A 10,464-nucleotide genomic window follows, 5' to 3' on the forward strand; every position below is an offset into this window, starting at 1 on the left:
TATTAGATCACTTTCGCTTCATTTTTAAGTTTTTCAACAAGCTCGTCTACAGACTTCACTTGTACGCCCGCTTTACGTTCAGCAGGTGGCTCAACTTTCACTGTTTTAAGTTTAGAAGTTGCAGTCACACCGTAGTCCACAGGAGATTTAGTATCAAGCGGTTTCTTACGTGCTTTCATGATGTTAGGCAATGCAGCATAACGTGGTTCATTCAAACGTAAGTCAGTTGTGATGATCGCTGGCGTGTTCAACTCAACAGTTTGTAAACCACCATCAACTTCACGAGTTACTTGTACTTTGTCGCCATTTACAGTCACAACTGAAGCAAATGTACCTTGACCTGCGCCAAGCAAAGCACCAAGCATCTGACCCACTTGGTTAGAGTCGTCATCGATCGCTTGTTTACCTAAAAGTACAAGTTGTGGTTGTTCTTGTTCAACAACACCTTTCAGGATTTTAGCAACTTCTAAAGCACCCAGTTGGCTGTCATCAGCTTCAACTAAGATACCGCGATCTGCACCAAGCGCCATAGCAGAACGAATTTGTTCTTGGGCTTCTTTAGGACCAATAGAAACAACAACGATTTCTGAAACAGTTCCTTTTTCTTTTAAGCGAACCGCTTCTTCCACTGCGATTTCATCGAATGGGTTAATTGACATTTTAACGTTAGTAAGGTCTACCCCACTATTGTCCGGTTTAACGCGAACTTTAACGTTGGCATCAACCACACGTTTTACAGCAACAAGAGCCTTCATGTAATCCTCGGCTGTTTTAGCAAAAGTAAATGTTAAGAAGAGTTATAATAACGCTTCATTTAAAATTATTTAGGTGTCCTATCTTGCAATGTGTTTGGCATTTCGGTCAAGTCACAATTCACAAAACAGCAATAAAAGTTCTAAAAAAGCTTGAACGGACAGTTCACATTTTTTCTAAATATTTCTATCCAATGCTATAAGTTTACTATTTAAACAATATCTAAATATTGATAAATAACATTATTTACATAGCGCTTAGATATTTTTTCAATCGCTTTTAAAAATATTTTGAATCAATCAAAACAATTATACTATCCATAAAACGATGCTTGTAGAGTTTGTCAGTTTAGACAGAATAAGCAATTTTACTGAGTATGTTTATTGATAATTTTTGTGAATAATGCAGATCAAACTTGTAACAAAATAAAAAAGGAACTCATTTCAAGTTCCTTTATCTCTGTTTCTTTTATTTAGTTAGCCATAAGCCACGCGGCTGCAAGTGCTAATAATGCACCAGAACCGCCATCAATCCACTTTTGTTTACGTTCATCAATTTGTTTCTTCTGTGAAAGTTTTGCCACAACTAAGCTTAAAGCACAGTAAACAATAAAAATTAAACCGATAAAAATAAATGACAAAGCAAATCCTTGAGCAATCGTATTCCCAGTTTTATCAATAAACTGCGGCAAAATTGCAAAATAAATCAACATGCCTTTTGGATTCAATAAAGCTGTAAAAAACCCTTTACGGATTGGATGTGCCTCAGCATTTTTCTCAATATGTAAATTTTTAGTACTTAGCACGGATTTCAACAAATGAAATGCCAAATACAACAAATAAGCGATACCTAGATAGCGAATCGTTTCAAATAGAACAGGAAATGAAACAATAATCGCGGCAATTCCAAGTGCCACAAGAATAGAATGCACTAAATAACCAGAACATACGCCAAGCGTAGCCATCATGCCTGATTTCGCATCTTTACCCATCACTTGTGACAGGATAAATAACATATCTGGTCCTGGTGTGAAAATTAACGGCAATACCGTTAAGGCAAAAACAACGAATACAGACATCATCTTTCCTTTTTTCTGTATGTTTAGAGAGTGAAAATAGTATCTGTGAAAATGTTTAAAATAGGATTGCAAATATTCTATAATAATGATTATTTTTCGAATTAAATTCTAATTTATGAAAATTTCATCAAAGACTATTCTAATAAAGTTAGATCGCATTGATAAAAATATCATTCGTGCTCTACAGAAAAATGGGCGTATTCAAAACAATGATCTGGCGCGTGAAATTGGATTATCACCGTCTTCTTGTTTAAGACGTGTTCGACTTTTAGAAGAAGCTGGCGTGATTCAAAACTACACCACCGTGGTTGATCCTCAGAAAATTGGCTTCCAACTGATTTTATTTTCACGGATTTGGCTGTTAGGACAAGATGCTGAAACCATTGATCTATTTATTGAAGCAATGAAAGAACTTCCTCAAGTGATGGAGTGCTATATTATTTTGGGTGAATGTGATGCAATGTTAAAAGTCGTCGTACCAGACTTAGAAAGTTACCGTAAATTTCAGTCGACTCATCTTACAAAGAAAAATGGCATCACCAGTGTAAAAACTGATGTACCAAGTCAGATCATTAAACAAAGTTTTCAGCTTCCTCTTGAAGATTTATAACGTGTAATGCGCATATTTGGAGTTAAATGATGAAGCAATTCCACCCACCCATTCAATTAGAAACGGCTCGGTTAATTCTCAGACCATGGAAAGCATCTGATTGGGAGCCTTTTGCACAGCTCAATGCTGATCCAGATGTGATGCGCCACTTCCCTGCACCATTATCAAAAATTGAAAGTGATACTTTAGCTGAACGTATTCAATCGTTTATTTCTAAAGATGGCTGGGGATTTTGGGCGGTTGAATTAAAACAAAATCAGCAATTTATTGGTTTTACAGGGTTACATCATCAGCCTGAACAATTTGATTTTTCACCCTGTACCGAAATCGGTTGGCGATATGCAAAACAGCATTGGCATCAAGGTTATGCAACAGAAGCTGCGCAAGCTTGCTTAGATTTTGCTTTTCAGCAATTGGATTTAAATGAGGTTGTCGCTTTTACAGCAACGACAAATACCCCTTCTGAAAAAGTCATGCAACGCATCGGGATGCATTATGTGAAAAATTTTATTCATCCAAAAGTTGATTCTGAACACCCTTTGGCAGAACACTTACTTTATAGTATCGAACGTCCAACTGAATAAAATTTGATCTTTTGACATCATTGAGCTACACATTCAAACAGCATTTCCCAAGTTGAATGTGCATTAAAGGGATTGAAAACTAAAATGATTTACGAGTTATGTACTGAACGACTTTTACTTCGACAATGGAAAGATTCTGACTACGTCCCTTTTGCGCAAATCACTTCAAATCCTGAAGTGATGAAATATTTCCCCAAATTACTCGATGAATATGAAAGTAATGCTTTAGCAGAACAAATCAAATTTATCATTGATGTAAAGGGATGGGGCGTTTGGGCTGTAGAGTTATTGGAAACGCAAGAATTTATCGGTTGTATCGGCTTACATCCCCAACCTTCAAAGTTTGAGTTTTCGCCTTGCATCGAAATCGGTTGGCGCATTGATCCTAAATTTTGGAATCAAGGTTATGCCACAGAAGGCGCTGAAGCATGTTTAAGGTTTGCATTTGAAGAGTTGAAATTGGAAGAAATTGTCGCATTTACCGCAAAAGACAATCTAGTATCGCAAAAGGTCATGGAAAAAATTGGAATGACATTTTCACATGACTTTTTGCATCCAGATTTTGATGATGAACATCCCTTACGAGAGGAGAAATTGTATCGAATCAAAAAACAGGATTTTTCGTTTTAACCTGTAAATAAATCCGCTTATTCAGCAAAAGAAGCTAAAAAATCACGATGAATATGACTTAAATCAATCAAGTCTTGATGTTCTAAATCTAAACTTTTCCAAATTTCGATAAAATCTTCTTTGGCATCAATATGATTTGAAACAGCTTTTGCCGCTTGCCATTGTTGATCAGAAATCCATAAATAAACTTGATTGGTATTGGTATTAATCGCTTGAACTTTACCCTCTGCATTAATACCCAGTATTTTACCTGCCTGCGGTAAAGTTGCCTCAATCTTCGGTAAGCTAAATTCAACAAAATGTTTAATTTGTCTTAAGCCATAGCCCTTAAAAATGTCTTTTTGGGCTTGCGTCAGTTGCTTATATTTTTGTTCAAGTTCAGGGATCATGGGAAGACCTAAAGTTTTGCAAAATTGAATCAATAAAAAAGTATTGCATGAATACAGCGACTAGATATACAGCAGAGCTCTACTAAAAACAATTATCCTTTCGGCTTTTTTATATGCAATTTATGTCTATTCTGTGAATAAAATGTTTAACTTAATATGATTAAAATCTATTCAAAACGTACAAAAAAATGGTCTTAATGCGTCGGGCTAATGCTACTCATCATTTACTTTTGCACGTGATGCACGAGGATGCGCACGATCATAGACTTGCGCCAATTGATCAAAATCGACATGAGTATAAATCTGCGTAGTGGTTAAATTACTATGCCCTAACATTTCTTGAACTGCACGTAAGTCACCGCTATTGGACAACATATGACTGGCAAAACAATGACGTAATAAGTGCGGATGCAAATCAACATTGACACCTGCACGAAGTGCCTGATATTTGACTCGATTTTCAATCTGACGCGGTGTAATACTCGTCCCACGTTGGGTAATAAAGACCAAAGATTCTGGGCTAAATTCACCTTGCCAAATACGATAAATTTTCAACCATGCGATTAAACTTTCACGCGCTTTAGAACCAAAAGGTACGATACGTGTTTTATTCCCTTTACCTGTAATTCGTAATAAATGACGATTAAAATCAATATCTTTAATGGCTAAACCTTGAATCTCAGCCAATCGTAAACCACTGGAATATAAAAGTTCTAAAATCGCCTTATCACGAATCCATAGTTGTTTTTCCAATGGCTTTTCAGGCTCGGGCTGATCCATGATTTGATTCACTGTTTCAATATCGATCATGCCTGGCAATGGGCGTGCTTGTCTTTTTAGTTGAAAATCATCCGCAGCATTAATCTCTAAATAATGCCCCTCTTTCGCCCATTTCATAAACTGACGAATCGAGGTTAAGTGACGTTGTAAACTGCTGGTCGTCAGTTGATCATTTTCCACACGAAATGCAATGTATTCTCTTAAATCAGAAGCTTCCACTTCGGTTAATTCAATCTGTTTGGCATAGCAAAAATCAATAAAATTCGAAACATCACGAAAATAAGCATCTAAAGTATGTTCAGATTGATTTTGTATTTTTCGATCTTTAATCCACATAGAGAGCAATTGCATTGCACCGTATTGCATACACCCTCCTTGAGTTCACGTAAGCTTTAGTTAAACAGTGTAGCAAAGAATCCTTTTTTCTTGTCATCTTGTCGTAAATAAAAGGGTTGTGTTTGATGCAAGAGATATTGACCCAATGCGGTCTGATCATTCGCATCCACAAAGACCAATTCGACGTTTTTTTCTGCAACAATGAATCAGTTGCTGTTTGTTTCACTTGCCGATACAACTGTTGTTTTTCATGCTCTGTGAGCACTTGGGACAATTGCAAGCCAATCACCAAAGAAGATTTTGTTGCATGCTTTTCATCCATGACTTGTGCTAAATAAGCAAAAGAAACTGCATGATTGACCTGTAATAAAATTTTAATTTGTTCAACCATATTGATTGGATACGGACTAGGATGACTCAATTGTGTATTTGGGTCGATAGTTAGCTCCTCAACATCAGGTCTTAAACCAAAATCTCCGTTCAATAATCCAGCAATTTCAGCAGGTAGAAATTCCTTACCTATTTCAGAATAAGGATTTAAAACAACATGCGAGCCAAATGTTAACTCAAAAAAACTTCGCGTATTGATTCGCAAATAGTTTTCATTATTGCGGATTGTCTTTTGTAATCTTTCCAATGACGTAAAAAACGGGAAAAAAAATGTCCCATCTTTCTTTTGCCATTGTTTGATTTGAACTTCACTTCCCTCTTTCAAGGTATGTTCAATATGTTCACTAATGCTTTCTGCACTTGTTCCTAGAATATAAATGGAGGAATCCAAGAGTTGTTGTAAAAATTGAGGACGATAAGTCACCTGTTCAAATGCTTTCTCTAAAAGTTCTTCCAATGTAATTTCTAATGATTTGTTATACATTTAACACCCCCACATTTGCTTTTAATTAAAGCCTTCCTCTATCCATAGAATAAGATTAAACAGAGTGCCACGATCATCCATGATCTTGCCTGTTTTACTGTTTAAGAAATGAATGATCTACATGAATTATCAATTGTTTATACATGATGGATTTTATTTGCAACATACATAAAAATAGGGATATTTTATACAAATTATTTCAACGAATAGTGTGTTAACTTTAACTACATATTTTATTTTTTTAAAATGGTATAAACCACTCCATTGACCACATCTGCCATTTTATTTAAGTTGAGTTTTTCTATCGTATCTTCAGCCGTGTGATAATGCTTATTTCTAAAAAAAGCAGTATCTGTGATCATGATTGCAGGAATATCAAGGTTCCAATAATTCAAATGATCAGAAAAATCGATACCTTGAATAAATGAAGGTGCAATCAGACGCTGACAATCCAAACGATTCATCGCTTTCATTGCATTACAATAGTTTTCACCCAAAGCACGCGAACTAAAATTACTCACAGCACCAATAAAATTGCCATGTTTGGGATATAACAAACCAAGTCCAGTCGGATAATCTTGCACATTTTTATGGTCAAAATATCCGATCATTTCTAGAATATATACCGCTTGAATTTGATCTTTCTGTTTTGCCACCGATTGTGCGTGGACATAGCTTCCCATATGTTCAGTACGGAAATATGGAGGTTCTTCTAAAGTGTAAAAAACCAACTCAATATTATGTTTTAAATCAGTTTTATTGTTTGCAAGTATTCTTGCTGTTTCAATCAACCCAACTACACCAGAAGCATTGTCATCTGCACCTTGAAAGTCTCCATAGACATCATAATGCGCACCAATTATGACTTTCTTCGCATTGCCTGTTTGAATACGACACACCACATTTTTATAGTTTTCCCCATCTATAGGATAGCTCTGGTATTCACATGGGATGGAAAATGATTCAACTTGCTTTTTAAGATACGTCGCTACACGATCGAGTTCTTGAATATTTTCATAATTTCTAAAAGCTGTTGGCTGAATGACATTATTTAAATATTCCTTTAACCGCTCAGGTTCTGCTTGTCGATACAAGTTAGTATCCGAAGCAATACTCAGCATCGGAAAGTTTAAAGCAAGGGTGAATAAGAGAACATGTGGCATTTTTTTTAAAAATTGTACGGAGCGCATATTTATCCTAATTTTGGTTTTATCCTACTGCGTGTTGTAAAAAATCAGCAGTTAAAAATTCAATTGTTGTTCTAGGACTGAGAATAACCAATAACACGTTATAATAGCTCAATTACCACGTTTGAAATTGTTAATATGAAAATCCGCATTCTGACCATCGGTCAAAAAATGCCTGCATGGGTGCTGACTGGCTTTGAAGATTATTTCAAAAGAATTCAACCCTTTGTTCAAACTCAAATCATTGAACTTCCAATGGCGAAACGTGGCAAAAATGATTCTGAAGCAGACATTTTAAAATATCGCCAAATTGAAGGTGATAGTATTTTGGCGCAGCTCAAACAAAATGAAGTATTGATTGCCCTTGAGGTAGGTGGGCGTGAGTTTAGTACTGAAAAACTTGCTGAAACCATGAAAGGATGGATGTTGGAAGGCAATGATGTAGTTTTAGCCATCGGTGGACCTGATGGGCATTCTGAAGCGGTACGTAAAGCTGCAGCTTGGCATTGGTCATTGTCAAAACTTACCCTGCCACATCCTATGGTACGTGTAATGTTAATCGAACAGCTCTACCGAGCCATGACCATTAACCATAATCATCCTTATCACCGCGCAGGCTAACTGCCGCAGATTAATTTGAAAAGCAAGACTTTCCCACCAATGACTATTTAGGCAAAAGGTATGAATTTACAAATACTTCCAGGACTCTTTATTTCACATGGTTCACCCATGCTTGCACTAGATCCTGAGCAAGTGGGCCCTGCATTACAACGCTTAGGTCATAACTTGCCCCGACCTCAAACCATCGTTGTCATGTCTGCGCATTGGGAAAGTAATGCTTTAGAAGTGAATACTGGGGTACGTCCTGAAACTTGGCATGATTTTCGTGGTTTCCCTAAAGAACTCTATGAAATCCGTTACCCTGCTCCTGGAAGCCCTGAACTGGCTGAAGAAATTCTCCAGCTTTTAGCCGAAGCCCAACTCACTGCTCACGCCAATAGTACTCGCCCTCGTGATCATGGTGTTTGGATGCCTTTATTACACATGTATCCAGAAGCAGATATTCCTGTCATTGAAATTTCTCTGCCTATGAATATGAATGCCGATCAAATCTATAAAATCGGTCAGACACTTGCGCCATTACGTGATAGACAAATTTTGCTCATTGGTTCAGGTAGTATTACTCATAATTTAAAAGAACTTTCTTGGAATAACCAAAATAATCAAGTACCTGAATGGGCTTCATCATTTAGAAACTATGTTGTAAGCAAACTCACGCATAGCAATTATGATGCAATATTGGACTGGGATAGCATTCCGTTTCTCAATAAAAATCATCCGACACTTGAACATTTTGCACCAATTTTCTTTGCTATGGGCACAGGACAACGCTTTAGCCTTGTACATAGTAGTTTTTCGATGGGTGCATTAGGAATGGATATTTATCGTTTTGACTAAAATATAGTCCTAAACAGTTTTACTGCCCCCAACTTTCCTTCACATTTCACACAACTTATAACAAATTGTTAAGCAATATTTAAGTTTTGGTTATATTGATACATAATGATACGTAAATGATAAATTGCGTCCATAGTTTTTGTACGCCAATCCAGTATTCTATAGCTATTCCTCCAAAAGTGAATAAAACATGAAATTCAAATATTTAGCTTTATCTCTACTTCCATTAGCCCTTGCAGCTTGCCAAACAAGTGATGTTCAAAAATTGGGGGATACTGCTGTGAAAGTTTTACAACAACAAGGTAATGCTGAACAAACATTAAATGCTTATCAGTGGTCATATCAGCCAGCGGGTACAAAACAGCCGATTGTTCTTAGTTTTAAAGATCAAAAGATGAGCATTGAAACGGGTTGTAATAATATGTTTGGTGCTGTAACGATTGCAAATAGTACTATTACTACAGGTAATTTAGCAGCGACCAATATGATGTGTACGCCTGAACTCATGAAGCAAGAAGCTTTTGCAGGTTCATTATTCCAAGGTGGTAAAACAGCATTTGTTTTAGATACTGCCAATACTGAAGCACCAACACTGACTTTAGTTAGCCCAACAGCAGGTAAAGTTGTATTTACAGGTAAAATGACACCTGAAACTAAATATAACACTCAAGGCGAAACCATCTTTTTGGAAATCAGCCCTGAAACCAAACAATGTACAGGTGTTGCACCACAAACTTGTTTGCAAGTTCGTGAGATTAAATATGCTGAAAATGGTGTGAAAACCCAAGTCGATAAAGATTGGACTTTGTTCTATGACAATATTGATGGCTTTAAGCACACAGCAAATGAGCGTCAAGTGGTTCGCATCAAACGCTACGAAATTAAAAATCCTGCGGCAGATCAATCTAAATATGCCTATGTTCAAGATATGATCATTGAACGTGAAGCGATTAAAGGCTCACTTTAATCTCTGATTGATTGAAAATAAATAATCGAAAATATTTTAAAAACCGATGTTTAGCCATCGGTTTTTTATTCTCAATTTCTATTATTTTAATCAGTGAATTTTTGCTATGAGAATAAAAATAATCATGCTCGCACTGCTCTGTACTGCATGTGCTGAAAAACCACTAACAAACCAAGAAACTCAAAACCTACTTAGTCAATATACATGGGTATATACAGCACCCAACAGTGATACTCCAATAGAACTCACTTTTAAAGATAATCAACTTAGTGCATATGCTTCCTGTAACAGCATGGGTTCACCTTATAAAATCGTTGAACAGCAAATCATTACACAATCCTCTTTTTTAAGTACTGAGATAGGTTGCCCTCCACACTTAGAAAAACAAGAATCCTTTATCACAGGCTTTTTTGAACAGCCCGTTCCCTTTAAAATTAGCTCACGTTCAAGTCAACATCCCAAACTTATTTTTCAAAAAGATCAGCAAGAATATATCTTTGTAGGCACAAAATGTTCACATAAAAGTAAAAATGCACATGGAGAATAGATCATGAAAATCACAACCTTTTTATTATTTTCCTGTGCAGTTTTGTCTATTTCAGCCTGCCAAAATACAACGATTGTAAATAAACCGATTACGCCCGCTGTCTTATCATCTCAGCAATTCAATGAAATATTACAACAACATACATGGACATATACCCCACCGAACAGCGAAATACCCATTCAAATTAATTTTAATAATGAGAGTATTGCAATTTATAGTGGCTGTAATTTAATGAGTCGGAAATATAAAACTCAAGACCATCAAATCATGC

The 10,464-nt window shown here is 36.2% G+C and carries 13 protein-coding genes and 1 pseudogene; 8 read left to right on the forward strand and 6 right to left on the reverse strand.

Translation table 11 applies throughout. The features are described from left to right. Positions 1 to 2 precede the first annotated feature (2 nt). Positions 3 to 755: an electron transfer flavoprotein subunit beta/FixA family protein gene (locus EXE10_RS16210; RefSeq protein ID WP_068973543.1), complete on the reverse strand. Its 753-nt coding sequence runs from the start codon at positions 753 to 755 to the stop codon at positions 3 to 5. Positions 756 to 1,225: 470 nt separating this feature from the next. Next, on the reverse strand, positions 1,226 to 1,831 hold the full coding sequence (locus EXE10_RS16215; protein WP_130114085.1) for a LysE family translocator: 606 nt from the start codon (positions 1,829 to 1,831) through the stop codon (positions 1,226 to 1,228). 115 nt (positions 1,832 to 1,946) lie between these two features. Here EXE10_RS16215 and EXE10_RS16220 point away from each other — a divergent pair, with 115 nt between their 5' ends. The 3 genes from EXE10_RS16220 (at position 1,947) to EXE10_RS16230 (ending at position 3,655) form a co-directional block, all read left to right on the forward strand. Further along, positions 1,947 to 2,441, forward strand: coding sequence for an Lrp/AsnC family transcriptional regulator (locus EXE10_RS16220; RefSeq protein ID WP_130114086.1), 495 nt, complete (start codon positions 1,947 to 1,949; stop codon positions 2,439 to 2,441). A gap of 29 nt (positions 2,442 to 2,470) precedes the next feature. Next, positions 2,471 to 3,025, forward strand: coding sequence for a GNAT family N-acetyltransferase (locus EXE10_RS16225; protein WP_130114087.1), 555 nt, complete (start codon positions 2,471 to 2,473; stop codon positions 3,023 to 3,025). 84 nt (positions 3,026 to 3,109) lie between these two features. Further along, on the forward strand, positions 3,110 to 3,655 hold the full coding sequence (locus EXE10_RS16230; RefSeq protein WP_068973539.1) for a GNAT family N-acetyltransferase: 546 nt from the start codon (positions 3,110 to 3,112) through the stop codon (positions 3,653 to 3,655). A gap of 17 nt (positions 3,656 to 3,672) precedes the next feature. Here EXE10_RS16230 and EXE10_RS16235 read toward each other — a convergent pair whose 3' ends face one another. The 4 genes from EXE10_RS16235 to EXE10_RS16250 form a co-directional block, all read right to left on the reverse strand. Continuing rightward, positions 3,673 to 4,044: a hypothetical protein gene (locus EXE10_RS16235; RefSeq protein WP_068973538.1), complete on the reverse strand. Its 372-nt coding sequence runs from the start codon at positions 4,042 to 4,044 to the stop codon at positions 3,673 to 3,675. Between the two features lie 213 nt (positions 4,045 to 4,257). After that, positions 4,258 to 5,160 (reverse strand): tyrosine recombinase XerC, encoded by a 903-nt coding sequence (locus tag EXE10_RS16240; RefSeq protein WP_162994979.1) that lies wholly within the window; start codon positions 5,158 to 5,160, stop codon positions 4,258 to 4,260. Beyond that, positions 5,150 to 6,034 carry an enhanced serine sensitivity protein SseB C-terminal domain-containing protein gene (locus tag EXE10_RS16245; RefSeq protein ID WP_130114088.1) on the reverse strand — a complete coding sequence of 295 codons (885 nt, stop codon included), beginning with the start codon at positions 6,032 to 6,034 and terminating at the stop codon, positions 5,150 to 5,152. The genes EXE10_RS16240 and EXE10_RS16245 overlap by 11 nt, the downstream gene beginning before the upstream one ends. A gap of 233 nt (positions 6,035 to 6,267) precedes the next feature. After that, on the reverse strand, positions 6,268 to 7,155 hold the full coding sequence (locus tag EXE10_RS16250) for a M20/M25/M40 family metallo-hydrolase (RefSeq protein WP_228256851.1): 888 nt from the start codon (positions 7,153 to 7,155) through the stop codon (positions 6,268 to 6,270). A gap of 204 nt (positions 7,156 to 7,359) precedes the next feature. Here EXE10_RS16250 and rlmH point away from each other — a divergent pair, with 204 nt between their 5' ends. The 5 genes and pseudogenes from rlmH to EXE10_RS16275 all read left to right on the forward strand — a co-directional run. Continuing rightward, positions 7,360 to 7,842, forward strand: coding sequence for a 23S rRNA (pseudouridine(1915)-N(3))-methyltransferase RlmH (rlmH, locus tag EXE10_RS16255; protein WP_087552483.1), 483 nt, complete (start codon positions 7,360 to 7,362; stop codon positions 7,840 to 7,842). Positions 7,843 to 7,902: 60 nt separating this feature from the next. After that, positions 7,903 to 8,679, forward strand: coding sequence for a DODA-type extradiol aromatic ring-opening family dioxygenase (locus EXE10_RS16260; protein ID WP_130114090.1), 777 nt, complete (start codon positions 7,903 to 7,905; stop codon positions 8,677 to 8,679). Between the two features lie 190 nt (positions 8,680 to 8,869). Further along, positions 8,870 to 9,646, forward strand: a complete 777-nt coding sequence (locus EXE10_RS16265; protein ID WP_130114091.1) for an META and DUF4377 domain-containing protein — start codon at positions 8,870 to 8,872, stop codon at positions 9,644 to 9,646. A 106-nt stretch (positions 9,647 to 9,752) separates the two neighbouring features. Then, positions 9,753 to 10,193: an META domain-containing protein gene (locus EXE10_RS16270; RefSeq protein ID WP_130114092.1), complete on the forward strand. Its 441-nt coding sequence runs from the start codon at positions 9,753 to 9,755 to the stop codon at positions 10,191 to 10,193. 3 nt (positions 10,194 to 10,196) lie between these two features. Continuing rightward, positions 10,197 to 10,464, forward strand: a pseudogene (locus EXE10_RS16275) (hypothetical protein); the annotation flags it as partial.

The organism is Acinetobacter sp. WCHAc060033 (assembly GCF_004209125.1).
Lineage (GTDB): Bacteria > Pseudomonadota > Gammaproteobacteria > Pseudomonadales > Moraxellaceae > Acinetobacter > Acinetobacter wuhouensis.

Coding starts and splice junctions, on each gene's coding strand:
- EXE10_RS16220 (WP_130114086.1), top strand. CDS start 1,947: ATGAAAATTTCATCAAAGACTATTCTAATAAAGTTAGATCGCATTGAT.
- EXE10_RS16215 (WP_130114085.1), bottom strand. CDS start 1,831: ATGTCTGTATTCGTTGTTTTTGCCTTAACGGTATTGCCGTTAATTTTC.
- EXE10_RS16265 (WP_130114091.1), top strand. CDS start 8,870: ATGAAATTCAAATATTTAGCTTTATCTCTACTTCCATTAGCCCTTGCA.
- EXE10_RS16210 (WP_068973543.1), bottom strand. CDS start 755: ATGAAGGCTCTTGTTGCTGTAAAACGTGTGGTTGATGCCAACGTTAAA.
- EXE10_RS16235 (WP_068973538.1), bottom strand. CDS start 4,044: ATGATCCCTGAACTTGAACAAAAATATAAGCAACTGACGCAAGCCCAA.
- EXE10_RS16270 (WP_130114092.1), top strand. CDS start 9,753: ATGAGAATAAAAATAATCATGCTCGCACTGCTCTGTACTGCATGTGCT.
- rlmH (WP_087552483.1), top strand. CDS start 7,360: ATGAAAATCCGCATTCTGACCATCGGTCAAAAAATGCCTGCATGGGTG.
- EXE10_RS16225 (WP_130114087.1), top strand. CDS start 2,471: ATGAAGCAATTCCACCCACCCATTCAATTAGAAACGGCTCGGTTAATT.
- EXE10_RS16230 (WP_068973539.1), top strand. CDS start 3,110: ATGATTTACGAGTTATGTACTGAACGACTTTTACTTCGACAATGGAAA.
- EXE10_RS16250 (WP_228256851.1), bottom strand. CDS start 7,155: ATGCTGAGTATTGCTTCGGATACTAACTTGTATCGACAAGCAGAACCT.
- EXE10_RS16245 (WP_130114088.1), bottom strand. CDS start 6,034: ATGTATAACAAATCATTAGAAATTACATTGGAAGAACTTTTAGAGAAA.
- EXE10_RS16240 (WP_162994979.1), bottom strand. CDS start 5,160: ATGTGGATTAAAGATCGAAAAATACAAAATCAATCTGAACATACTTTA.
- EXE10_RS16260 (WP_130114090.1), top strand. CDS start 7,903: ATGAATTTACAAATACTTCCAGGACTCTTTATTTCACATGGTTCACCC.